Annotated in this window: 20 protein-coding genes and 1 tRNA gene; 11 read left to right on the top strand and 10 right to left on the bottom strand. The window is 65.2% G+C overall.

Features of this window, described 5'->3' with window-relative positions; translation table 11 throughout:
* Positions 1–107: 107 nt before the first annotated feature.
* Together ACK8CP_RS16455 and ACK8CP_RS16450 are read left to right on the top strand one after the other, a co-directional pair.
* Positions 108–1,070: a choline ABC transporter substrate-binding protein gene (locus ACK8CP_RS16455; protein ID WP_414832534.1), complete on the top strand. Its 963-nt coding sequence runs from the start codon at positions 108–110 to the stop codon at positions 1,068–1,070.
* 127 nt (positions 1,071–1,197) lie between these two features.
* Positions 1,198–3,642 carry a PAS domain-containing protein gene (locus ACK8CP_RS16450; protein ID WP_414832533.1) on the top strand — a complete coding sequence of 815 codons (2,445 nt, stop codon included), beginning with the start codon at positions 1,198–1,200 and terminating at the stop codon, positions 3,640–3,642.
* Positions 3,643–3,767: 125 nt separating this feature from the next.
* On the opposite strand, the gene ACK8CP_RS16445 is transcribed toward ACK8CP_RS16450, so the two are convergent.
* Positions 3,768–4,544 (bottom strand): response regulator, encoded by a 777-nt coding sequence (locus ACK8CP_RS16445; RefSeq protein WP_414832532.1) that lies wholly within the window; start codon positions 4,542–4,544, stop codon positions 3,768–3,770.
* 248 nt (positions 4,545–4,792) lie between these two features.
* On the opposite strand from ACK8CP_RS16445, the gene ACK8CP_RS16440 reads away from it, so the two are divergent.
* The gene (locus tag ACK8CP_RS16440) at positions 4,793–5,362 is read left to right on the top strand and encodes a sigma-70 family RNA polymerase sigma factor (protein ID WP_414832531.1); all 570 of its coding nucleotides are present in this window, start codon (positions 4,793–4,795) and stop codon (positions 5,360–5,362) included.
* Positions 5,363–5,589: 227 nt separating this feature from the next.
* Here ACK8CP_RS16440 and ACK8CP_RS16435 read toward each other — a convergent pair whose 3' ends face one another.
* The 4 genes from ACK8CP_RS16435 to ACK8CP_RS16420 form a co-directional block, all read right to left on the bottom strand.
* Positions 5,590–5,811 carry a hypothetical protein gene (locus tag ACK8CP_RS16435; RefSeq protein WP_414832530.1) on the bottom strand — a complete coding sequence of 74 codons (222 nt, stop codon included), beginning with the start codon at positions 5,809–5,811 and terminating at the stop codon, positions 5,590–5,592.
* A 106-nt stretch (positions 5,812–5,917) separates the two neighbouring features.
* Positions 5,918–6,439: a MarR family winged helix-turn-helix transcriptional regulator gene (locus tag ACK8CP_RS16430; RefSeq protein WP_414832529.1), complete on the bottom strand. Its 522-nt coding sequence runs from the start codon at positions 6,437–6,439 to the stop codon at positions 5,918–5,920.
* Between the two features lie 174 nt (positions 6,440–6,613).
* Positions 6,614–7,639, bottom strand: coding sequence for a GntR family transcriptional regulator (locus ACK8CP_RS16425; protein ID WP_234630222.1), 1,026 nt, complete (start codon positions 7,637–7,639; stop codon positions 6,614–6,616).
* A gap of 478 nt (positions 7,640–8,117) precedes the next feature.
* A complete protein-coding gene (locus ACK8CP_RS16420; protein ID WP_414832528.1) occupies positions 8,118–9,248 on the bottom strand; it encodes a glycosyltransferase family 2 protein in 1,131 nt (376 codons plus the stop codon).
* A gap of 180 nt (positions 9,249–9,428) precedes the next feature.
* Between ACK8CP_RS16420 and ACK8CP_RS16415 the strand changes: the two genes are divergently transcribed.
* Positions 9,429–11,846, top strand: coding sequence for a membrane-bound PQQ-dependent dehydrogenase, glucose/quinate/shikimate family (locus tag ACK8CP_RS16415; RefSeq protein ID WP_414832527.1), 2,418 nt, complete (start codon positions 9,429–9,431; stop codon positions 11,844–11,846).
* A 102-nt stretch (positions 11,847–11,948) separates the two neighbouring features.
* Here the strand turns inward: ACK8CP_RS16415 and ACK8CP_RS16410 are convergent, their stop codons facing one another.
* The 3 genes from ACK8CP_RS16410 to ACK8CP_RS16400 form a co-directional block, all read right to left on the bottom strand.
* Positions 11,949–12,554 (bottom strand): hypothetical protein, encoded by a 606-nt coding sequence (locus tag ACK8CP_RS16410; RefSeq protein ID WP_414832526.1) that lies wholly within the window; start codon positions 12,552–12,554, stop codon positions 11,949–11,951.
* A gap of 169 nt (positions 12,555–12,723) precedes the next feature.
* A tRNA-Ala gene (locus ACK8CP_RS16405) sits at positions 12,724–12,799 on the bottom strand.
* A gap of 94 nt (positions 12,800–12,893) precedes the next feature.
* Positions 12,894–14,483, bottom strand: a complete 1,590-nt coding sequence (locus tag ACK8CP_RS16400) for a bifunctional metallophosphatase/5'-nucleotidase (RefSeq protein WP_414832525.1) — start codon at positions 14,481–14,483, stop codon at positions 12,894–12,896.
* Between the two features lie 242 nt (positions 14,484–14,725).
* Here ACK8CP_RS16400 and hemH point away from each other — a divergent pair, with 242 nt between their 5' ends.
* From hemH to ACK8CP_RS16365, 7 genes are all read left to right on the top strand, one after another.
* On the top strand, positions 14,726–15,754 hold the full coding sequence (gene hemH / locus ACK8CP_RS16395) for a ferrochelatase (protein WP_234630217.1): 1,029 nt from the start codon (positions 14,726–14,728) through the stop codon (positions 15,752–15,754).
* 96 nt (positions 15,755–15,850) lie between these two features.
* Positions 15,851–16,123, top strand: coding sequence for a CopG family ribbon-helix-helix protein (locus tag ACK8CP_RS16390; protein ID WP_414832524.1), 273 nt, complete (start codon positions 15,851–15,853; stop codon positions 16,121–16,123).
* Positions 16,120–16,428 carry a type II toxin-antitoxin system RelE/ParE family toxin gene (locus tag ACK8CP_RS16385; RefSeq protein ID WP_414832523.1) on the top strand — a complete coding sequence of 103 codons (309 nt, stop codon included), beginning with the start codon at positions 16,120–16,122 and terminating at the stop codon, positions 16,426–16,428. The genes ACK8CP_RS16390 and ACK8CP_RS16385 overlap by 4 nt, the downstream gene beginning before the upstream one ends.
* A gap of 264 nt (positions 16,429–16,692) precedes the next feature.
* The gene (locus tag ACK8CP_RS16380) at positions 16,693–17,709 is read left to right on the top strand and encodes an SPFH domain-containing protein (protein ID WP_414832522.1); all 1,017 of its coding nucleotides are present in this window, start codon (positions 16,693–16,695) and stop codon (positions 17,707–17,709) included.
* Entirely contained in the window at positions 17,706–18,170 is a 465-nt protein-coding gene (locus ACK8CP_RS16375; RefSeq protein WP_414832521.1) for an NfeD family protein, read from the top strand. The genes ACK8CP_RS16380 and ACK8CP_RS16375 overlap by 4 nt, the downstream gene beginning before the upstream one ends.
* 123 nt (positions 18,171–18,293) lie before the next feature.
* The gene (locus ACK8CP_RS16370) at positions 18,294–19,865 is read left to right on the top strand and encodes an outer membrane beta-barrel protein (protein ID WP_414832520.1); all 1,572 of its coding nucleotides are present in this window, start codon (positions 18,294–18,296) and stop codon (positions 19,863–19,865) included.
* Positions 19,866–20,168: 303 nt separating this feature from the next.
* Positions 20,169–20,684, top strand: coding sequence for a phenolic acid decarboxylase (locus ACK8CP_RS16365; protein WP_234630211.1), 516 nt, complete (start codon positions 20,169–20,171; stop codon positions 20,682–20,684).
* On the opposite strand, the gene ACK8CP_RS16360 is transcribed toward ACK8CP_RS16365, so the two are convergent.
* Positions 20,666–21,562 carry a LysR family transcriptional regulator gene (locus ACK8CP_RS16360; RefSeq protein ID WP_414832519.1) on the bottom strand — a complete coding sequence of 299 codons (897 nt, stop codon included), beginning with the start codon at positions 21,560–21,562 and terminating at the stop codon, positions 20,666–20,668. The genes ACK8CP_RS16365 and ACK8CP_RS16360 overlap by 19 nt on opposite strands.
* A 221-nt stretch (positions 21,563–21,783) precedes the next feature.
* A complete protein-coding gene (gene galU, locus ACK8CP_RS16355; protein ID WP_414832518.1) occupies positions 21,784–22,680 on the bottom strand; it encodes a UTP--glucose-1-phosphate uridylyltransferase GalU in 897 nt (298 codons plus the stop codon).
* Positions 22,681–22,797 lie beyond the last annotated feature (117 nt).

Genomic DNA, 22,797 nt, shown 5'->3' with positions numbered 1-22,797 from the left:
CGATGCCGCCGCCGCGTCGGAGGCCGCCTGACGACCCCGCCGCACCGGCGGGCCTGGCGCCTTGAGCCGCGCGGCACGCAATTGAATAACCAAGACGGAGACACCGAATGACGCCCATCGCCCGACAGCTTCTTGCCGCCCTATCCGGCGGCGTCTTTGCCCTGTCGCTCGCGGGTCCGGCGCTGTCCCAAAGCGCCCCCGATGCCTGCAAGACGGTGCGCTTTTCCGATGTCGGCTGGACCGACATCACGGCGACGACGGCGCTGGCCTCTGTGGTGCTGGAAAGCCTCGGCTACGAGCCGGACGTGAAAGTCCTGTCCGTGCCGGTCACCTATGCGTCGCTGAAGAACAAGGACATCGACGTGTTCCTCGGCAATTGGATGCCGACGATGGAAGCCGACATCGCCCCCTATCGCGAGGACGGTTCGGTGGAGACTTTGGAGCCCGCCAACCTCACCGGCGCCAAATACACGCTCGCCGTGCCCGCCTACACCTACGAGAAGGGTCTGAAGAGCTTCGACGACATCGCCAGGTTCAAGGACGAGCTCGACGGCAAGATCTATGGCATCGAACCCGGCAATGACGGCAACCGTCTCATCCTCGGCATGATCGAGGACGATCAGTTCGGCCTCGGCGATTTCGAGCTCGTGGAATCCTCCGAGCAGGGCATGCTCGCCCAGGTCGGCCGCGCGGTGAAACGCGACGAGCCCATCGTCTTCCTCGGCTGGGAGCCGCATCCGATGAACGCCAATTACGAGATGAAATATCTCTCCGGCGGCGATGACGTCTTCGGCCCCGATTACGGCGGCGCCACGATCTATACGAATGTCCGCGAAGGCTATCTCGACGAGTGCCCGAATGTCGGCCAGTTCCTGAAGAACCTGAAGTTCACGCTGCCGATGGAAAACGAAATCATGGGCGCGATCCTCAACGACAACAAGGAAGGCCGGACGGCCGCCAAGGAATGGCTCGAAGCCCATCCCGACACCCTCGACAAATGGCTTGAGGGCGTAAAAACCTTCTCCGGCAAGGATGGCCTGCCGGTGGTCAAGGAAAGCCTCGGGGGCTGAGGCCCCGGCAAACAGCCAAAAATTCCGGGCCGGCGAAGATCTCCGCCGGCCCACCGCAACCCAGGACGGGGATCAGCCGTTCACCGCAAGAAGACAGCGGATGCTCCGCCGTCAGAAGCGGTTGGGAATGCACAAAAAAAACCTGAGATCGCCGGCGGCGGATCGTCTTGAAGAGCTGACGCGGGAGAACGCCGAACTGAAGGCGCAGCTCGCGGCTTTGGGCGCGGGCGGGAGCGCCTCCGCCGCAGAGGAAGACAATGCCCGGGCCCGCCTGTTGCGCCGCGAAGAGCAGCAGGCGATCGTCGCCGCGCTCGGCAATCGCGCGCTCGCCGGCGCTCCGCTCGACGATCTGTTGGGCGAGGCGGTCTCCGGTGTCGGCAAGGCGCTCGGCTGCGACTACACCGCCATTCTGCGGCTTCTTCCCGATGGCGAGAACTTCCTTCTGACCGCCGGCTCGGGCTGGCGGACGGGCCTCGTCGGCACGCATCTCGTCAGCGCGCGCACGGGCTCCAAGGCCTCCTTCGCTTTGAGTTCCGGACAGCCCGTCGTCACCAGCGACATCGGCCACGAATCCCGCTTCGACCAGAGCGACATTTTTCTCGAACACGGCGTCAAGAGCGGCGTGACCGTCCTCATCGGCAAGCAGGACAACCCCTGGGGCGCGCTCGGCGTGCATGCCTGCGAGACCGAGCGCTTCGTCGCCGAGGACATCGGCTTCGTGCAGGCCGTCGCCAACATTCTCGCCGTGGCGATCGAGCGGCAGCGTGCCGAAACCAGATTGCAGGCGCAGGAACGGCGCCTGCGTCTGGCGCTCGACAGCGCCCATATCGGCACCTGGGTCTGGCACAAGGAAGAGGGCCTCTCCTATTGGGACGAGACCACCTTCGACATCTTCGGCGTTCAGGAACGAAGCGGCCCGCTCACCCATGAGGAGGCCCTCGCCTTCGTCCATCCCGCCGATCGCGAGCGCGTCTCGCGCGAGCTGAAAGCTCTCATCGAGGAGGGCCGGCCGTTATCGATCGAGTTCCGCATCACCCGCTCCGACGGCGAAATCCGCTGGCTCGCCTCGGCCGCCGAATGCCATCGCAGCGACCAGGGCACGCGCGCCTATGGCGTCAATTACGACATCAGCGCCACCAAGAAGGCGCAGGCCGAGCTTGCCGACAACGCCGCCCGTTACCGCCTTTCGCTGCGCGCCGTGGCGGGCGTCGTCTACCAGCGCGACATGACGACGGGCCAGGTGACGGCGAGCGAAGGCCTGGAAAGGCTGGTCGGAGAAAGCCATGGCGGCACCTCCTTCCTGCCCTGGTGGATCGAACGCGTCCATCCCGACGACCGCGACAGGCTGCGTGCCCTCGACGCCGAGCTGCAAAAAGGCGAGCGCGACAGTTTTGAGGCGACCTATCGCGTCCGCCACGCGGACGGCCGTTGGATCGACGTCTGGGACCGCGCCTATCTCGTGTTCGACAAGGAAGGGCGTCCGAGCCGCCTCTTCGGCTTCGCCTCCGATGTGAGCGAGCTCCTCGAGGTGCAGCGGCGCCAGACGGTGCTTCTCGCCGAGCTCGACCACCGCGTGAAGAACATGCTCGCCAATATCAGCGCCATCGCCACGCAAAGCCGCAGCGAGACGCATTCCATCGATTCCTTCATCCGCTCCCTGCGGGGCCGCATTCAGGCGCTCGCGGATGCGCATGAACTCCTGAGCCGCTCCGGCTGGAACGGCGCGCTGTTGCGCGACCTCGTCGAAGGCGCCTTGAGGGCCGCCGGCGGGCGCGCCAATGTCCGCCTCGAAATCGACGGTCCCGATGTGATGCTGCCGCCGCGCCTCACGCAGAGCCTCGCCTTGAGCCTGCACGAACTCGCCGCCAATGCCGCCCGCTTCGGAGCGCTCTCGGCGCCGGGAGGTCATCTCAAGATCAGCTGGGAACGCGACGACCTGCGCAACGGCCATCTGTTCTCATGGGACGAAACCGCCCCGGAGGCTCTGCAGCCGCCCGCCAATGAGGGCTTCGGCACTTTCGTCATCCGCTCCATGATGGAGACGGAGCTGCGCGAAAAGGTGCGTCTGGAATTTCGTCCCCAGGGTGTTCTGTGCACGTTCCGCATCCCGCAGATGAAGGAGGCGCCGCGGCACGATTTGCCGGCGGCCGCACGCGGCCGTCAAAACGGCAGGAATGGTGCCGAACCCGCTTTGCCGAAAGGCTCGATCCTGATCGTGGAGGATTCCCCCCTCCTCGCCTCCGTCATGCAGGAAGCGGTGGAAGCGGCGGGGTGGCCGGTCGTCGGCCTCGCCGCCGATGTCGCGGAAGCGCGCCGCATGGTGGCGGAGCGCAGTTTCTCGCTCGCCCTCCTCGACCTCAATCTGCAGGACGAGATTTCGACCGAAGTGGCGCGCGACCTCCGCCGCAAGGGCGTGCCCTATGTCATCGCCAGCGCCTATCGCCCGCAAGATCTTCTGGAGCCGGACTTGGCCGATGCCCCCTATCTGCCGAAACCGATCGACCAGAGAGCGCTCGTCGAAATCGTGCGCCTGTTGATGTCGAGCCCGCTCGAAAGCTTCGCATCCATGTGAGAGGCCGTCGATGTGAGAGGCCGCGATGCATCGCCCGGATCGACGGGAGCCCGGAACCAGACGGCGGGCGACCGAGCCGAACGCCCGCGCCCCCTCTATGAGAGCGCCCCTCCATGAAAGCAGAGTCAGGACACCATCTCAAAGCCGGCGAGCTGGCGCACGGCGGCTTCGACGGCGACCCGCTCGAACGGCTTGCGCACGATCAGGGCATCCCGCTCCCCGACGGAGCGCAGCACTTCGCTCGGAAATGCCGTCAGATACATGACCCGCGCTTCATGGAAGCGGCGGATGGTGCTGACGGCGTTGAGCCCGTTGCCCTCGGCGAGGCGGACATCGGCGAGGATGAGATGCGGCCGCTTTTCCGCCGCCTTGAAAACGGCCTCGCTCTCTTTGCTGGCCGTGCCGATGACCTCGATGCCCATGCCCGAAACGATGCCGGAGATGTCGTTGGCAAGAAGCGGCTCATCCTCGATGATCAGCGCCGACAAGGTCGGCGAAGCGAGCATCCGGTAGCCGTCGTCGACGAGATGCTGCGCCCGGTCCGGGCTGATGCCGAGGATCGTCGCCACGTCCTCCGCCCGAAAGCCGCACACGGCTTTCAGGGCAACGGCTTCGCGTTCTTTCTGCGGCAGACGCAAAAGACCGCCATGCAGCACTTCCTGTCCGATGGCACGGCCGTTGCTGACCCACATCGGCGAGATCTCGGACGCGCCGACCTCATGGAAATGGCGGAAAAGGATGATGAGCGGATCGCCGTGCCCGTCGAGGCGCGCCGGATCGAACCGGCGCAGACAGCGTTCGATCACCTCGTCGGCCTGCGGCAGCGAGCCGAACAGGCAGAAGGCGTAGCGGCGAAGACGAGCCACCGCTTGTTTCACGTCGTCGGAAACCTGCGTGTTCATAATCTCCCCCGATCCGGATGAAAGCCGCCCAATCCGACCGAAACCCGAAGGATCAACCTAGACGAATGCTGGCGCGACCACATTAACCTGAGCGAACTTAGTATCCAAACGCGCCTCGAGGCGCCAAAAGCGCGTAGCCGTCTAATTACCTTAGACGTGAAACCCCGACAAAATATGGCAGGCTTCGCCGCCGCGGGTGATTCTTGCGCGAAACCGGGCATTGGGGAAGAGAGCAGGCAAACGGTGCCATGACGACCGGTGACGACCGGAATGACAAAGTCCGTCGCGAGATCGCCGAGCTGATCCCGCATCTACGCCGCTTTGCGAGGTATCTCGTCCAAAATCCGGAATGGGCGGACGACCTCGTGCAGGAGTGCCTGGTGCGCGCGGTCGCCTCTTTGGGGCGCTATGAAGACGGCACCAATCTGAAAGCCTGGCTCTTCACCATCCTGCGCAACATCTACAAGAACGATCTGCGCAAGAGCGCCAATCGGCGACGGGTCGAAGAGGACCTGACGCATGAGGCGAGCACCCACAGCAAGCCCGTCCAGGAATCCGCCGTGGCTCTCCAGGAGGTGCGCCAGGCCTTTGCCCACCTCTCGCCGGAGCATCGCGAGATCCTGCTTTTGACGGCGGTCGAAGGCGTCGGCTACGAGGAAGCGGGCGAGATGCTCGATATTCCGATCGGCACGGTGCGCTCGCGCGTCTCGCGCGCCCGCGCCCGCCTCACCGAGCTCCTGGGGCAAGGCAATGCGGACGAAACCGCCGCCGGGGAGCCCCGCGGCGCCGAAACCGGAATGCACAAGAAAGACGGATAGGGCTCAACGCGCGTGAGCCGCAGGCCCTCTGGTGGGGAAAGCAGGGCCTCTGGGTGACGTGAAAGAGCGGCTGGGCGCCGCCCTCGCTCGCCGATGTCAGATGCTGAGCTGCAGAGAGATTCCCGTGCCGCTCTCGCGGGGTGCGGCCGCAAGGCGAGCCCTCAAACGCCGAGGGGCCGCCGAACCGGCCGCCGCACCGGCTCACGCGCCCCTGAAAGCCGCTCGGCTCAATCCTCGCGTTTCGTCGTTCTGAACGGAGAATAGTCGGCAGAAGTCCCCGCCCCGTCGCCAGCCATCGCATCAGACGCGTCTTCCGGCGCCTGCGCAGCGCCGGTGAGCGCCTGAAGCAGGCGCTCCGGCACGTCCTCCGCCAGGACTTCCTCGCCGAGCTTCGCGAGCTGCCTTTGCAGATTGGTGTCGTCCTGCGCGACGGGGGGCGAAGATACCATGGGTTTGCCGCCGAATTGAGTTCGCGGTCTGATCATCTCAACTGCCTTGAACCAGCGCTTCGTCGCGCGATGTTGCTCGACCGCCGGTCCGCTGTCAAACGGCCGCCTACCGTGCGGAAACCGCCTCTGCGCCGCCGTTGACCGCAGCCCCGGACGCCGAAGCGGCGGTCTTGCGGACCGGATTTCTCGGCGCCTTCCAGCGCCCGGCCTTGCGGTAGAGGCTCGCCTCCAGGTCGGCAAGCGCTTCGTCGAGGAACGCCCGCATCATCGGCGACACCGACTGCATCACATCCTCGTCGGCGCGCTGCCACAGCGCTTCGATCTCGGCGACCTTCTCCTCACCCTTCTCGGTGAGTTCGATCATGCATTTGCGCTGATCCTGCGGGGCGGTCCGCCGGCGGATATAGCCGTTGCGCTCCAACCGCACCGTCATCTTCGTCACCGTCGGCGGCTGGATGGCGAGCAGCAGCCCGACATCGGAGAGGCACATGGCGCCCTTTTCCTTGAGCAGCATCAGGACGCCGTCCTGGCCCGGATGCAGATCGATCTCGCGCAATTTCGCCGCCACGAAAACGCGCTGGGCCTTGCCGGCCTGCGAGAGTTTGTAAAGCAGTGTGTCTTGGACCAACACCGTATCCTTCCTCCTCGGTGACGCGCCGATTTCTTCAAGCGCGTCAGTGCATTCGGTGGCAGGAAACACGGCAGTCGGAGGCTGGTTCCGCTCCAGGCTGCTCGAAACGCGCTTTTGTCGCGCGTTCCGCAGGGTCAGTGAAAAGGGCGCCGGACGGCGAGCCCGCGCCCCTTATCCAGCGATATCGCTCTCCGCCGAGACGTCGTTCCGCTCGCGCCGCCTCGGGGCGTTCTGCCGCTCGCGGGCCTTCGCCTTGGAGCGCGCAGCGGCGGCTTTCTGCGCCTCCGCGGTCAGTTTCATCGTCGACACATAGGCGTTTTCCAGATGCGCCCGCATCCGCTGCGCCGCGAGCTCCCGGTCGTTGGCGCACAGCGCATCCATGATCTCCATGTGCTCCTTCACCCAGGTCACAATTCGTTGAACCGGCTGAATGCCTTGATATTCCAGAAGCCGCCGCATCCGGTTCTGGTGCTGGATCGCCTGCACGAAGAAGCTGTTGTTGGAGAAGCCCGCCATCATCTCGTGGAACTGCGCGTCGATGGCGAACAATTCCAGGCTGCTCGGCGCCAGCATCTCGCCCTGTTCCAGGAGCCAAAGATGCCGGGCGCGGGCGCGGTCGAGCGCCACCATGTCGATCTCGAACGTCTCCAGCATCAAAGCGGCGGGCTCCACCATGATGCGGAAATCGTAGCTGTTGCGCATCGCCACCGAGGTGTCGATCGCCGGCTGAAACGTCCAGCCGCGCCCCTTGTTCTTGGTCACGATGCCTTCTTCGGCCATGCGCGACAGCGTGCGCAACAGCACCGCCCGGCTCGTCTTGAAGCGGTCGAGCAGCATCGTCTGAGTGACGGTGTTGGGAATATCCCCCTGCAGACGCTCGCGAATGAGGTCGAGATAGAGCTCGTCGTCGCTGCTGCTCGGCGCCGCCAGGATCGTGCTCTTCAGGGCCGTCCAGCCCTTGAGGAGGACATATCCCTGGTTCGGACGCGCCCGCACGATCTCTTCCTGGGCGAGGAGAGAGAGCGCCGCCCGCACCGGCGTGCGCGACACGCCGAGCTGGGTTGCCAGCGCCACCTCCGCCAGGCGATCGCCTTCTTCGAGCCGCCGATCTCGCACGATGTCCAGAATCTGATTGGCCAGAGCATATTGGCTCCTGGAACCGCGTTGCCCGTTGGTTTCCTCTCGTCTGGCGCGCATTCGACTCCCCCTGTGGCCTCTGCTTCGATAGATTTGGGTAAACGCTTCGGCGTCCGACGGCAATTCCCCGTTGGACGCAGTAACCGGCACGTAAGTCTCATCTAATCGCGACAGATCTGTCGCCCGCACCCAGTATTCTCGCGGCCGCGTCATTGCGCACCGCGATCTGTGCCGACCCCCGCAAACACCGCATCACATTGCACCAATATGTGCATTTCGTCCATTGCCGACTCAATCATAAAACTTGCCGGGGAATTCCAGCAATAAGAAATCACCGACGGTTGAAAATGCTTGGGGGATAAACAGTGACGCTCTGGGCGCTACGCCGATGCCAGCAAAGAGCGCATATCTTCGCCGCTTGTCTTTAATCTGTACAAATAAGCTAAAATAAGACGCAATGAGGTCGCACCCGCGCCGAGGCGATCGGGGCCCGGACCTCACAATTTCTGCGACAGTGCGCGGAGATCAGGTTTGCCGTCTAACTTTCTTCCGACACCATTGCGTGAGGAAGGTCGAGCGCCACGCATCCCGGCTCGCCTTGCGGCAGAAACGGCGCCGGCCGCCCGTGCAACCGCCTCACGAAACCTTCGAGCCGGTAGGCCTCCCGCCGCAGTTTTCCGAAGCGCCCGCTGACGAGGCACACCGCCATGCTGCCTGCCAGCCGCAGAACGGCGAGGGCCCGGCTCCCCCGCCCCGCACCTCGCCCGATTTTCTCCATCACATAGGCGTGCGACCAGCCGAAAGAGATGTCTTTGACGCGGTTCGATTTCGCGGCCGGGCGGGCGGAAGGCCCGGAAGACCGGTTGCCGAGATGCACCGCCTCCGCCTCGGCCACATAGATGATCGGACGCCGCGCCGCCCGGTAGCGGAAGGCGAGCTCGTCGTCTTCGAAATAGAGAAAGATCGCCGGATCGAAGCCGCCGAAGGCGAGGAACGGCGCCACCCGGACGAGCATCACCGCCCCCGACAGCATCGCGATGCAGGCATCGCCGTCGGGCGGACGGCGGTGCTTCTGGCGCGGTTCCAGCGCCGAATCGACCCGAAAGAACACCTTGCCCGTCTCGTTGACGATGCGCGGCACGAAGAGCGCGCAGTCCGGATAGCGCTCCGCCGCGGCAAGAAGCGCCGCGACGGCATCCTCCGACATCGCCGCATCCGGATTGATGACGAGCGCGAATTCCGTCGTGACGGCGGCCAGCCCGGCCATCACGCCGCGGCCGAAACCGCAATTCACCTCGAACGCCAGAATGCCGAGGCCCCGCTCCCTGGCCGCCGCCTGTGTGGCGTCCGAGCTGCCGTTGTCGACGACGAGGCCCGGCAGCCGTGCCGAATGCGCGCCCTGCCAGCGCAGCGCCTCGGCCGAATTGTAGGCGACGGTGACGAGCGTGACGTGTCGGGCCACATCCGCGCGGCTCGGCGCATCACCACCTGTCCCGGCGCTGCTCGCCACCCGCTCCATCCCCTCGTTCGTCACGCCGCGCTCCTGAAATCCGATGCCGCCGGCCTTGCCCGACCGCCAGCCCCTTGTCGAGGCCCCCGTGTCGAGGCCCCGTGTCGAGAGCCACTTGTCGAGCCCCGTGTCGAGGGCCGCCCCTCGAAAGCCCCCCATCGAGAGCCGGGCCTCATCGGCCTTTCACATCAATGATGCACACGCGACCCTGGCGAAGGGCCCGTCCCGCGCTACCATTCGCCACATCGCTCGCACGGCCGGCGCCAGAAGCGCAAAGCTCGGCACCCGGCCGAACGGAGCCGGCACCCTGTCGGCAGCAAGACAAAAAGGGGGCGTGCGTTGAACACACAATCCGAAAACAGAAACACGGTGGGCCTTTGGCTCGCCCGGCTACTCGGCCTCGTTCTGGCTCTCATCGGGCTCGTTCTGGTCGGCGGCGGCGGCTGGCTCGCAAGCCTCGGCGGCTCGTTCTATTACGTTCTCGCCGGCCTCGGCCTTCTGGCGTCCGGCATCTTGATCATGGCGGGCCGTGCCAGCGGTGCCTGGCTCTACATCCTCGTGTTTTTCGCCACGCTTCTCTGGGCCTATTGGGAAGTCGGCCTCCACGGCTGGGCGCTCGTGCCCCGCGTCGTGGCGCCGACCGTGCTTCTCGTCCTCGTCATTGCCGCGATGCCGCCGCTCGCGCCGTGGGATTATTCCTGGCGCTCGGCCTTCGCCGGCATCGCCGCAGTCCTCGTCCTGATGGTGGGCGGTGGTGTCTATATCGCCACCGTCAACGCCCCGAAGGTCGAGGGTCCTCTGCCGGCGGCCGGGCATCTCGCCATGAGCGACCCTTCGCTCAAGGAGGTCGGCAGCGACTGGCCGGCCTATGGCGGCACCTATTCGGCGCGGCGCTATTCCCCGCTTGCCGAAATCAACCGCGACAATGTCGGCAAACTGAAGCGCGCCTGGGTCTACCACACCGGCGATCTGCCCGACAGCGAGCTCGCCAAGGGCAAATACGGCGCCGAGACGACGCCGCTCAAGGTCGGCGACACGCTCTATCTCTGCTCGGCGATGAACATCATGATCGCCGTCGATCCGGAAACCGGCAAGGAGCGCTGGCGCTACGACCCGAAGGTGTCCGACGATTGGATCCCGTACACCGCGGCCTGCCGCGGCGTGACCTATTTCGAGGTGCCTGACGCCACGCCCGATCAGGTCTGCCCGACGCGCGTCATCGAAGGCACGCTCGACGGCCGCCTCGTCGCCGTCGATGCCGAGACCGGCGAACCCTGCTCCGATTTCGGCGACAACGGCTCCGTCGACTTCAAGCGCGGCATGGGCGAGGTCGTCCCCGGCATGGTCTCCATGACCTCCGCCCCCACCATCGTGCGCGGTGTCATCGTCACCGGCCACCAGGTGCTCGACGGCCAGAAACGCTCCGCCCCTTCGGGTGTCATCCAGGGCTTCGATGCCGTCACCGGCGAGCAGCGCTGGGCCTGGGACATGACGCAGCCGGAGATCACCGGCCAGCCGCCGGAAGGCGAGACCTACACCCGCGGCACGCCGAATATGTGGACGACGGCGAGCGGCGACGAAGAGCTCGGCCTCGTCTATCTGCCGATGGGCAATTCCGCCGTCGATTACTGGTCGGGCGCCCGCTCCGATGCGGAGAACGAATATTCGACCTCCCTCGTCGCCATCGATGTCGAGACCGGCAAGCCCGCCTGGCATTTCCAGACCGTGCATAAGGATGTGTGGGATTACGATCTCGGCGCGCAGGCGACGCTCGTCGATTTCCCCGTCGGCGAGGGCACCGTGCCGGCACTCATTCTCCCTTCCAAACAGGGCGACATGTACGTCCTCAACCGCGAGACAGGCGAGCCGATCACCGGCGTCGAAGAACGCCCCGTGCCGACCGGCGGCGTCGAGCCGGACCAGCGCTCGCCGACCCAGCCCTTCTCGCTCTATCACACGCTGCGCAAGCCGGAGCTGACGGAAGCCTCCATGTGGGGCATGTCGCCGATCGACCAGATGGTGTGCCGGATCGAGTTCCGCCGCTCCTCCTATGAGGGCTTCTACACGGCGCCGACCTCCGACCAGCACTGGATCGAATATCCGGGCTACAATGGCGGCACCGATTGGGGCGGCATCGCCGTCGATCCCTCGCGCGGCGTCATCGTCGCCAATTACAACGACATGCCGAACTACAACCGCCTCGTGCCGCGTGCCGAGGCCGAGCGCAAAGGCTGGGCGCCCCGCGGCCAGCAGCGCGGTGCCATCGGCGGTGCGGAAGGCGCCGGCGATCCGCAGGCCGGCACGCCCTACGCCATCAACGTCAATGCCGGCTGGCGCCTGCCCTTCACCGGCCTCCTGTGCAAGGAGCCGCCCTATGGCGGCATCCGCGCCATCGACATGGAGACGGGCAAGACCCTCTGGGACCGCCCGTTCGGCGAGGCGCGCACCAACGGCCCCTTCGGCATCCCCTCCATGCTGCCGATCACCATCGGCACGCCCAACAATGGCGGCTCGGTGGTGACCGCCGGCGGCGTCATCTTCGTCGCCGCGGCGACCGACAATCTCATCCGCGCCATCGATATGGAGACGGGCGAGACCTTGTGGAGCGACGTGCTGCCGGCAGGCGGCCAGGCGACGCCGATGACCTATGAAGCGAACGGCCGGCAATATCTCGTCATCATGGCGGGCGGCCACCACTTCATGGAAACGCCGATCGGCGACGCCCTCGTCGCCTACGCTTTGCCGCAGCAGCAATAGGCCTCAGCGCCTCCAAAAAGCACCGCCCGGGGCATGTCCCCGGGCCTTTTCATGTTCGCAGCTGCTGGTAGTTTCGGACATTCGGGGCGCCGCAAGCGGGCCCTATCCCGGCATCTTCAGCGGCGGAAAGCCCTCGTACCATTCCCCATGACGGCCCTCGTGATTGTCCATGCCGGGCCGCGTCAGATAGCCCCTCGGCGGAATGTAGCTCGAGATCGTGCGCGCCGGCCGCTCCGACCAGGTCAGGTTGAAGGCCGCGAGTTTCGGAAAGAATTCCATCGCCGAATAAGCCAGATGGTCGTGCACCCACCACGCCATGGCGCGCCAGTCGGCCCCATCGGCATAAAGGTCGGCAAACCACGGGATGACGATGCAGGCCGTCGCCCCCATCTCGCCTTGAGGCCCGCGCCGGTCCCAGATATGCCCGGCATAACTCATCTCGTTGCGCGCGCAATTGAGCTTGTTCTCGTTGCCGAAGGCGTTGAGTGCAGGCGCCCGATAGGCCGAGCGGATGGCGATCCGCCCGAACGTCGCCTCGAGCGGTTCGAGAAGCTCCTCGCAGAGCCGCCGCCCCGCCGCGATCATCAGATCGGGATCGTCCGGCACGTTCGGCAGGCCGTAGAAGCCTGAGATTTCCGAATAGAGAAAGTCGCGCAGGAAGAAATTCTGCGACAGCCGCACCCGCCCGAGCTCTTCGAGCGCTTTCATGCTGGCGGGCTTCCTCCTCACCCCACCCTCACGGCCGGCGCCAACTGTGCGAAACGGCACGCAAAAGGTCTCGCGAAAGACCGCGAGCCGAACAGAACAGCGCACCGGCCGCAGCCTTGGAACGACCGGCGGAGAAATCCGAAAAACGACGAAAACATGGGAAGAAAATTGGTGGAGCCGAGGGGAATCGAACCCCTGACCTCTGCAGTGCGATTGCAGCGCTCTCCCATCTGAGCTACGGCCCCGCCGCGAACCGAAAACGGTCGCAAGCGACGCGCATTTAGGGTGTGCCCCCGGAGGGTGTCAAGCGGACTTCCGCATGGCGGGCCGTTCGGTGCCCTAATCTTTGACCGCACGCCCCGCATCGTCTTCGAGAGCCGCATCGCCTTCCCGTCCCACATCGCCTTCCCGGGCCGCATCGTGTTCCAGGAACGTGATCCGGCCCTCCGGCCGAGGTGCCACCTCGCGCGCGGACCGCACGAAGGCCATGACGTCGTTGGCGATCAGCCGGCCGTCGCGCCCGTTGATGAGGGCGTGCCCCTTCGTCAGCGCCACATAGCCGTCGCCGCCGTCCGCCATGAAGTCGTTGGTGGCGAGCGTATAGACCGCGCCCGGATCGAGCGGCTTGCCGTCGATCTCCACGGCCTCGACGCGTTCCCCCGCGGGCCTTTTGAGGTCGACCGTCACGCGCATGCCGGAAATCTGCGGGAAGCGGCCACTCGCATTTTCCACATCGCCAAACCCGTGTTCGAGCGCCTCCAGGATCGCCGCGCCGGAAATCTCGAGCTTCACCGTCACATTGCCGAAAGGCAGCTCGGTCAGGATATCGCGCCGCGTGATCGTGGCACCCGGCTCATAGGTCCGGTTGCCGCGAATGCCGCCGCCATTGGTGATCGCGACATCGGCTGCGGTGCCGGCCCGCATCGCATCGGCGACGAGATTGCCGATCGCGGCCTCTCCGGTGCGCAAGGTGGCGCGGCGGCTGTCGAGCGTGGTCTTGGTGGTCCCGACCCCGACATCGAGCTCCTTGGAAAGATCGGCCTGAAACTCGTCGATCTTCGCCTGCACGGCGCTGTCGCCGATGACGCCCGCCGTATCGATCGGACGAAATTCCGGCCACCACGAAAGCCTGCGCGCGCCGCCTTTCTCTTCGATCCCCATGCGCACATCGACGGCGATGACGTACTCGCCCTGCTCCTTCGATTCCGCCATCGCGGTCTTGCCGTCGAAGAAGATCATCAGATCATGATCGTCGCCGGAGAGGATGAGATCGAAGGCGCGGCTTTGGATGAGCGCGCGGTCGACCTCGCGGCCGGCATGCGCGACGGCGACGAGAAAATCCGCCCCCTTGGCGCGCAAAGCCTCGGCCGCGTCTTCGCCGGTCGCAAGCGCCGGCGCGATTTTCAGCGTGCCGGGGCTCGACTTCTGATAGGAATCCTCCGCCGTGAGGCCGACGATGCCGATCTTCACGCCCTCCGCCTCGATCATGCGCGTATCGGCGATCGTGCCGATCCTCTTGCCGTCCTGATCGCGGAGATTGGCGGCGAGCACGGGAAACTCCGCCTCGCCCATGCGCCGCGCAAAGACCGCAGGTCCGAAATCGTATTCGTGGTTTCCCGGCACGAAGACGTCCGGCTTGATGATGTTGAGGAGCGTGATGATATGCGCCCCCTCGTCGAAGCCCGCCATCAGCGAGGGCGAAATCGCATCGCCTGCATGCGCGAAGATGACGTGATCGCGTTCGGCACGTTCGCGCGCCACCACGGCGCCGATGCGGGCATAGCCGCCGCGCACGTCGTCGGAACCGGCCATCTGGTCGGCATCGTTGACGAGAAGAAAGGTGACGGAGACGTCCTCGGCCGCCGCAAAAGAGGGCGCGAGCGAGACGGCAATGACGAACGCGGCAAACCACCGCAGCGTTGAAGCCATGGCTTCATTCCTCTGTTCGGACAATCACTTTACAGAGTTTCCAGGATTATGCGTGCTTCGACCCGCTGCTCCATTGGCTCCGCTTGTGCTACGACCTATCTTGCACAACTCGGTGACGCCATGCGCAGACAGGTGGAAGGTGCGCCGTAGAGTCTTATCTTGGCCCTGATGCCAGAACGAGGGAAGCCGTAGTGCTGGACCGGCCCATTTTTTCCAGTTTTTCCGATTCCAGACGCAATGACATGAAGGACATGGTCCTTCCGTCGGATCATCCGCCCGTGCGGGCCGGGCGCATCGGTGTCCTGCTCGTCAATCTCGGCACGCCCGACGGCACGGATTACTGGCCGATGCGCCGTTATCTGAAGGAATTCCTGTCCGATCGCCGCGTCATCGAAACGCCGCGTCTTTTGTGGTGGCCGATCCTCAACGGCATGGTTCTGTCGACCCGCCCGCAAAAGAGCGGCGAGGCCTATGCCACGATCTGGAACAAGGAGCGCAACGAATCGCCGCTGCGCACCTTCACCCGCAGCCAGGGCGAAAAACTTGCCGCCGATTTCGCCGCCGAAGAGCGCATCGAGGTGGACTGGGCGATGCGCTACGGCAACCCGACGATCGCCGAAAAGCTGAACGCGCTGCAGGAAAAGGGCTGCGAGAAGGTTCTGATCGTTCCTCTCTACCCGCAATACAGCGCCACGACGACGGCGACGGTGAACGACAAGACCTTCGATGCCTTGAAGGAGATGCGCTGGCAGCCGGCGATCCGCACGGCGCCGCCCTGGCATGACGAGCCCGCTTATATCGACGCCCTCGCCCAGTCGGTCGAAGAGCACATCGCCGGGCTCGATTTCACGCCGGAGGTCGTCATCGCCTCCTATCACGGCCTGCCGAAATCCTATTTCGAGAAGGGCGATCCCTATCACTGCCATTGCCACAAGACGACGCGGCTCCTGGCGGACCGCCTCGGCTGGCCGAAAGACCGGCTTCTGACCACCTTCCAGTCGCGCTTCGGCCCGGAGGAATGGCTGCAGCCCTACACCGACGAGACGACGGCCAGGCTTGCGAGCGAAGGCGTGAAATCGCTCGCCATCATGAATCCGGGCTTCGTCTCCGACTGCCTGGAGACGCTCGAAGAGATCGCCATCGGCGTCGGCGAGACGTTCGAGGAGCATGGCGGCGAAAACTTCAGCCACATCCCCTGCCTCAACGATTCCAAGCACGGCATGCACGTCATCAAGACCGTCGTGATGCGCGAACTGCAGGGCTGGCTTTAGGGAATTCTCGTCCGAGTTGAACCTCGCCACCAAAGGGGATGGCATCGTCTGCGTCGGTGTATTAACGTGTACACATCCTAGCACATAGGCGTATCCATGACCGCCAGCACCACCATGACGATTCGGGTTCGCCCCGATGTGAAAGACAAGCTCACGCGCATTGCGACCGAGACACAGCGGAGCAAGTCCTTCCTCGCCGGCGAAGCGGTCGCCGCCTATGTCGAGCGTGAGCTTGAAATCATCGACGGCATCAAGCGCGGCCAGGCCGACGCCGCGGCCGGTCGCGTGATCCCCCATGATGAGGCGATGGCGGAAATCTACGCCGTCATCGCGGAAGCCAAAGCCAAAAAGCAGACGGGCAAGGCTTGAAACGGCCGGTCACGTGGTCCCGCACAGCGCTGGACGACATCAAGGAACAGGTCAGGTACATCGCCAGAGATAACCCGACAGCCGCTACGCGGGTCGCCGAACGGATTGAAGACGCGGGCAAGGCCCTTGGGCAGATGGCGACTGGCCGGCCCGGTCGCGTGACAGGAACCTATGAGAAGTCCGTTCCCCGTCTGCCTTACGTCATCGCCTACGAGCTGCGGGAGGCGGCGGGCCTCGAAAGCATCGTGATCTTGCGCATCATCCACACGTCGCGGAACTGGCAGGTTGAGGAGTGGCCCGACTAGGCTGAACCACCGCGCCCCGGCCGCGACCTCCGAGACGATCGCAGCCATCGTCTTGCCCACTCCCATCGAGGGCGCGCCGGAAGAGCGCGGCCTTGCGCGTCCGGCAGCATCTCGGCGATGTGATCATCCCCGTCGTGTTCGATTAACGGAAATCTGCTACCGCCCTTGGCCGGCAAGATTGCCCACGAAGATTGGCGCGGCAGGACCGCCATTCCCATGTAGAGGAAGACGGCCTCGCGGCAGGCCCAAGGAGAAGTAACACCCATGCTCGGTGGATTTGATATCGTCGTCATCGGCCTTGTCGTCTTGATCGCGCTCGTTCTCTTCGCGAGCGTCAAGACGGTCCCGCAGGGCCACAATTACACGATCGAGCGCTTCGGCCGTTACACCCGGACGCTGTCGCCCGGCCTCAACATCATCGTCCCTTTCATCGACCGCGTCGGCGCCAAGATGAACATGATGGAGACGGTGCTCGACGTGCCGAGCCAGGAGGTCATCACCCGCGACAACGCCACGGTGACGGTCAACGGCATCACCTTCTTCCAGGTCATGGATGCGCCGCGCGCCGCCTATGAGGTGAACTTCCTGGAAAACGCCATCGTCAATCTGACGATGACCAACATCCGCTCCGTCATGGGTTCGATGGATCTCGATCAGCTTCTCTCCAACCGCGACGAGATCAACGAAAAGCTTCTGAAGGTGGTCGATGCGGCCGCCGGCCCCTGGGGCGTGAAAATCACCCGCATCGAGATCAAGGACATCGATCCGCCGCGCAATCTCATCGATTCCATGAACCGTCAGATGATGGCGGAGCGCGAAAAGCGCGCCTCGATCCTGACGGCACAGGGGCTGCGCGAGGCCGCCATTCTGAAGGCGGAGGGCGAAAAGCAGTCGCTCATTCTCCAGGCCGAGGGCCGGCGCGAGGCCGCCTTCCGCGATTCCGAGGCGCGCGAGCGCGAGGCGGAGGCCGAGGCGAAGGCGACCGCCTATGTTTCGGAAGCCATCTCAAAGGGCGACGTGCAGGCGATCAACTATTTCGTCGCCCAGGAATATGTCGGCGCGCTGAAGGCTTTCGCCACCTCGCCCAACCAGAAGACGTTCCTGATGCCGGTCGAGGCCTCTTCCGTCATCGGCGCGCTCGGCGGCATCACCGAAATCGCCCGCGAAGCTTTTGCCGACAAGGACGAGCGTCCGGTGCGGGCGGGCCGCAGCGGCGCCAGCAGCAGTGGCAGCGTGCCCTTCACCGGCCAGCGGCCGGAGCCGTCCGGTGACATCTCATGATCCAAGCCGCGATCGAAAGCCTCGGCGGCTGGACCTGGTGGATCCTCGGGCTCGTGCTTCTCGGTGTGGAGGTTCTCGCCCCCGGCTTCTTCTTCCTGTGGTTCGGCGTCGCCGCGCTCATCATCGGGGTGAGCGCCGTCACCGTCTCCTGGCCGTGGCAGATGCAGATCCTGGGCTTCGCCGTTCTGTCAGTGGTCGCCGCGCTCGCCGGCCGCCGCTTCTTCGGCTATCGCGACGCGCCGTCGAGCGATCCGCATCTCAACCTGCGCACCGCCCGTCTCCACGGCCGCACCTTCACGCTCACCGAGCCGATCGCGGAAGGCTCCGGCCGCATCCGCATCGACGACAGCATCTGGCGGGTGAGCGGCCCCGACACCCCGGCGGGCGCGCGCATCCGCATCGTCGGCGCCGACGGCGCGCTTCTGCTGGTCGAACCGGAAGCCCCGCTCAACCACGACTAGCCCCCCGGCGACTTCCGGCTGGCCTCCCGACTGACCCGGGGCTGGCCCGCGCAAACCTTGCGTTAACTATAAGCGTTTACCGCTTGGCAGGCATGTCTCGCGCGTCGCGGGACGGGAAAGCCTATGCGCGTGCGCCTGCCGGCCATCATTGCTTCCGCCGCACGGATCGGCGTCCTGGTTCCCGCACTTCTCGTCGTGCAGGCGAACTCCGCTCGCGCCCAGGAAACCTCAGCCCCCACCGACTTCACCTTGCGCGGCAGCGATGCAGCCGACGAGGACACGCTGTTTCAGGATAGCGGCGAAGCAAATAACGGCGACGCGGACGACGCGACCGGACGGAGAGCGAGAGCCGCACCCCCGCCGCCGCCGGGCGAGCCCTATCCGAGCCCCGATGCGCCCATCGGCCCGCCGCCCTTTGGGCCGAGGCCGGACGAACCGATCGGTCCGCCGCTCGCCGGGCCCCCGTCCCCGCCTCAGCCGGAACCGCGCCAGCGCCGCGCCACGCCAAAACCGCAGCTCGACGGCCGCCGTCTCATCCGCCGCGTCGTGGAGGAGGAAGAGGCGGAAGATCCCTATGCGCAGGTCGGCGTGCGCCTCGGCACCTTCGTCCTGCGCCCGACGCTCGATCTGGGCGCCATCGCCTCCGACAATCCCGATGGCGACGAACAGCAATCCTGGGAGGCGGGCGGCCTCGTCGCCCCCACCCTCAATCTGCAATCCGACTGGGACCGTCACGCCGTCGAACTCGATCTCCGCGGCACGGCAAGCTTCTACGACGACCATGCCAACGACGACCGCGAGGCGGAGGCGAAATTCACCGGCCGCTACGACATCAGCTCCGACACGGAAGTGAATGTCGAGGCGGGCTACCTCTACACGCTCGAATCCTTCACCGATCCCGACACGCCGTCAGCCGCCGTCGAACGTCCGGCCGAACAGAATTACAACGCCGCTCTCGGCGTCACCCAGCGCTTCAACCGTCTCGGCATGTCGTTGCGCGGCTCCTTCGAGCGCGAAACCTACGAAGACGTCACCACGGCCTCCGGCGCCACGATCAGCCAGGAAGACCGCAACAACAACGATTATGCGCTGACCGGGCGCGCGAGCTATCTCATCTCGCCGGCGCTCGAGCCCTTCGTGGAGGCGCGTCTCGGCACCACCCGCTACGACGAGAGCACGGATGCCGCCGGCTATCGCCGCGACAGCCGCTGGGGCGAGCTGACCGGCGGCGTCATCGTCAATCTGTCGCCGAAACTCGCCGGCGAGATCGGCGTCGGCTATCGCCACGAAAACTACGACGATCCGCGTTTTGAGGATCTCAACGCGCCGCTCGCGACGGCCGCGCTCTTATGGTCGCCCCGCCGCCTCACCAATGTCCGCCTCGACATCGCCACGACGACGGAGGGAACGACGGTCGAGGGCGCGTCTGGCTCCGTCATCCATTCCGCCGATCTGACGCTCGAACGGCGCATGCGCCACAATCTCTTCGCGGAGGCAGGCCTCGGCCTCGATTACCGCGATTACCACGGCGTCGATCTGACGGAGACGACCTGGACCGCCTTCGGCGGCCTCGTCTACGACCTCAACCGCTACGCCGCCCTCGTCGGCCGCTACACCTACGAGCGCAAGATCCTCGATCCCGGCGACACGGTCGAAACCAACACCGTCTCCGTCCGCCTCCGCCTGAAGCGCTAGGGTCCAAGGCGCCCCAGAATCTCGCACCCGACTCCGGGGCCAGAATTTAGGGCCAGAATTGAGCGTCAGACTCCAAGGATTGACGGAAGAAGCCCATGACACGGCCTCTTCCCCTCCCCCTTGCGGGGAGGGGTGTCTTCGATGGCCGGGCGGGCAGCGGCTCTCGCCTTGAAACTCACCACTCCTTCATGCCCCAGCGCCCGGACCCATCGGATTTCCCGATCATATCGCCGAGAATTTCGAACTTTTTATTCAAATTTCACGGACCTACCTCCCTCCCGTAACAGCAACGGGATTTCAGCTATGAGCGAAGATTACTCCTCCACCAGACCCGAGGAACTGAAGCCGTTCCTCGGCCGCCATTTCATCTACACCTATGACAATGGCTGGCAGTACGAGATGTACATCAAGAACGCCGACACCATCGACTACCGCATCCACAGCGGCATGGTCGGCGGTCGCTGGGTGCGCGATCAGAAGGTGCATCTGGCGCGTCTCTCCGACGACGTGATCAAGGTGTCCTGGGACGAGCCGACCGGCACCTCCGTCAGCGTGTCGGTGAACTTTGCCGAGCGCCAGCTCCATGGCGTCATCTTCTTCCCCCAATGGATCGCCCAGGATCCGAAGAAGACGGTGTGCTTCCAGAACGAGCATCTCGACGAGATGCGCGCCTTCCGCGATGCCGGCCCGACCTATCCGAAGCTCGTCATCGACGAATTCGCGAAAGTGACGTTCCTGGAGACCTGCGCAGTCGACGACGAAACCGTCGTCGCGGTGGCGCCTGAGGAATTGCCCGAAGGCTATGCCAGCCGGACCTGATCCGGCCCGTCGAGCAACAGGCGGCCCAGCGCCAGAGCCGCCTTGCCGGCCCGCGTCTCGTCGGCCCAGCTCAGCGCGAGCGGGATGACCCTCCGGCTGCCGCTGACGAGATCGAGCTCCACCAGGCGTCGCGCCGCCAGATGCGCGGCAACGAGATGTTCGGGCAGCCAGCCCCAGCACAAACCGCTGAGAACTGCCTCCACACCGGCTTCCAGGCTGTTTACGTCCCAGGTGCGGCCATCGGAGGGCGACAGCCCCTCGCTCGCCATCACCGCACCGTCACCGCTGATCGCCACACGCAGATGGCGCGCCAGCGTCGCCGGCGTGATCGCACCGCCCGACCTTTGCACCAGCGGATGCCCGGGGTCGGCCACGGCCAGCATCGGGATGTCGATGAGCGGATGCTGATCGGCTCGTCCCGGCTGCCAGAGCGAGATGGCGAGATCGAAATCGTCGGAGGCCCGATCCGGCTCGGGCACGCGCACACTCTCGCGCAGCGCCACCTCCACATTCGGATGGTGCTCGGCAAACACCTGCAGCGCGCCGAACAACCTCTGACGGGGAAAGATGCTGTCCACGCGAAGCCGCACCTGGCTCTCCTCGCTGCCGAGCGACCGGGCGCGATCCTCCAACCGGGTGAGATCGTCGATGAGCGGATTGGCCTCCGCCAACAGGGTTCGCCCGGCCGGTGTCAGCCGGGCCTTGCGGCCTTCGATCTCAAAGAGCGCGACGCCGAGGCGCTCCTGCAGGCGGCTGATGGCATAGCTGACCGAGGACTGGCTGCGGTTGAGCCGTTCCGCGGCCTGGGCGAAGCCGCCGCTCTCGACGACGGCCTGCAGGACGGCCCATTGCTCCATCGTGGTTCTGGGAATCCGCATCGCGCCCGTCCGGTCCCCGCCCCTCTTTGATTCCCGGCTTGAAGCCCCCCGTCCTCTCCCGGGGCGAGATGTCCCTCGCGCTGATCCCGCGCTGATGAAGCGTGGCGCGACAGGCGCGAGGTCGGGTCGGAGACGTCATCGCCTCCGACCTTTCCGCATCCCTTGGAGGGAGCCCCCTTATACGTCGGCGCCATAGGGCGGCGCCGACGTGATCGGCCAAACTAGCCGATGAGGCCCTTCAGCCAATCCTTGCCGAGCTTCTTCAGCTCCGCCTTGAAATCGTCCGCGATATCCTCGCGGTCGAGCGCATAGGCGACATTGGCGGCAAGGAAGCCGGATTTCGCGCCGCAATCGAAGGTCACGCCGCGGAAGCGCACGCCCGTAAAGCGCTGCTTCTCGGACAGGGCCTTCATGCCGTCGGTCAACTGGATCTCGCCGCCGGCGCCGGGCTTCGTCGTCTCCAGAAGCTTGAAGATCTCCGGCTGCAGGATGTAGCGGCCGGAAATATAGAAGGTCGAAGGCGCCTCTTCCTTCTTCGGCTTCTCCACCATGCCGGTGATTTCGACGCCGACATCGTCGTCCTCGCCGAGCGCCACGATGCCGTATTTGTGCACCTGTTCCGGCACCGTCTCTTCGAGCGCGATGACGTTGCCGCCGTGTTTCTCGTAGGCGGTCATCATCTGCGCCAGACAGCCGGGTTCTGAACGCATCAGCATGTCGGGCAGAAGCACGGCAAACGGCTCGTCGCCGACGATCTCGCGCGCGCACCAGATCGCATGGCCGAGACCGAGCGGCGCCTGCTGGCGGGTAAAGCTCGTGCCGCCCGCCGGCGGCAATTCGGCCTTCAACACGTCGAGCTCGGCGGTCTTGCCGCGCGCCTTCAGCGTGTCTTCGAGCTCCGGCTGAATGTCGAAATGGTCTTCGATGACGCCCTTGCCGCGCCCGGTGACGAAGACGAAATGCTCGATGCCGGCGGCCTTCGCCTCGTCGACCACATATTGCAGCACGGGCCGGTCGACGATCGTCAGCATCTCCTTCGGCACGGCTTTGGTAGCGGGAAGAAATCGTGTGCCGAGGCCTGCGACAGGCAGGACGGCTTTTCTGATCCGGTTAACCACGGGAACCTCTTGGGGTACGGACAAGCGCGACACCCGTTTAGAATAAGCGTCCCGCACGAGTCCAGGCGGGTCGGGGTGGCGCACGCAGGCTCAAAACCTAGGCGACGCCCGCAGAAA

It is taken from the genome of Afifella sp. YEN Y35, assembly GCF_047553465.1.
In the GTDB taxonomy this organism is placed as follows: domain Bacteria; phylum Pseudomonadota; class Alphaproteobacteria; order Rhizobiales; family Afifellaceae; genus Afifella; species Afifella aestuarii.
Note: the sequence above shows the minus strand (reverse complement) of the source record. Positions and strands in the feature narration are given on the sequence as shown.

Coding starts and splice junctions, on each gene's coding strand:
- ACK8CP_RS16455 (WP_414832534.1), top strand. CDS start 108: ATGACGCCCATCGCCCGACAGCTTCTTGCCGCCCTATCCGGCGGCGTC.
- ACK8CP_RS16450 (WP_414832533.1), top strand. CDS start 1,198: ATGCACAAAAAAAACCTGAGATCGCCGGCGGCGGATCGTCTTGAAGAG.
- ACK8CP_RS16445 (WP_414832532.1), bottom strand. CDS start 4,544: ATGAACACGCAGGTTTCCGACGACGTGAAACAAGCGGTGGCTCGTCTT.
- ACK8CP_RS16440 (WP_414832531.1), top strand. CDS start 4,793: ATGACGACCGGTGACGACCGGAATGACAAAGTCCGTCGCGAGATCGCC.
- ACK8CP_RS16435 (WP_414832530.1), bottom strand. CDS start 5,811: ATGGTATCTTCGCCCCCCGTCGCGCAGGACGACACCAATCTGCAAAGG.
- ACK8CP_RS16425 (WP_234630222.1), bottom strand. CDS start 7,639: ATGCGCGCCAGACGAGAGGAAACCAACGGGCAACGCGGTTCCAGGAGC.
- ACK8CP_RS16420 (WP_414832528.1), bottom strand. CDS start 9,248: ATGGGGGGCTTTCGAGGGGCGGCCCTCGACACGGGGCTCGACAAGTGG.
- ACK8CP_RS16410 (WP_414832526.1), bottom strand. CDS start 12,554: ATGAAAGCGCTCGAAGAGCTCGGGCGGGTGCGGCTGTCGCAGAATTTC.
- ACK8CP_RS16400 (WP_414832525.1), bottom strand. CDS start 14,483: ATGGCTTCAACGCTGCGGTGGTTTGCCGCGTTCGTCATTGCCGTCTCG.
- hemH (WP_234630217.1), top strand. CDS start 14,726: ATGAAGGACATGGTCCTTCCGTCGGATCATCCGCCCGTGCGGGCCGGG.
- ACK8CP_RS16390 (WP_414832524.1), top strand. CDS start 15,851: ATGACCGCCAGCACCACCATGACGATTCGGGTTCGCCCCGATGTGAAA.
- ACK8CP_RS16380 (WP_414832522.1), top strand. CDS start 16,693: ATGCTCGGTGGATTTGATATCGTCGTCATCGGCCTTGTCGTCTTGATC.
- ACK8CP_RS16375 (WP_414832521.1), top strand. CDS start 17,706: ATGATCCAAGCCGCGATCGAAAGCCTCGGCGGCTGGACCTGGTGGATC.
- ACK8CP_RS16370 (WP_414832520.1), top strand. CDS start 18,294: ATGCGCGTGCGCCTGCCGGCCATCATTGCTTCCGCCGCACGGATCGGC.
- ACK8CP_RS16365 (WP_234630211.1), top strand. CDS start 20,169: ATGAGCGAAGATTACTCCTCCACCAGACCCGAGGAACTGAAGCCGTTC.
- ACK8CP_RS16360 (WP_414832519.1), bottom strand. CDS start 21,562: ATGCGGATTCCCAGAACCACGATGGAGCAATGGGCCGTCCTGCAGGCC.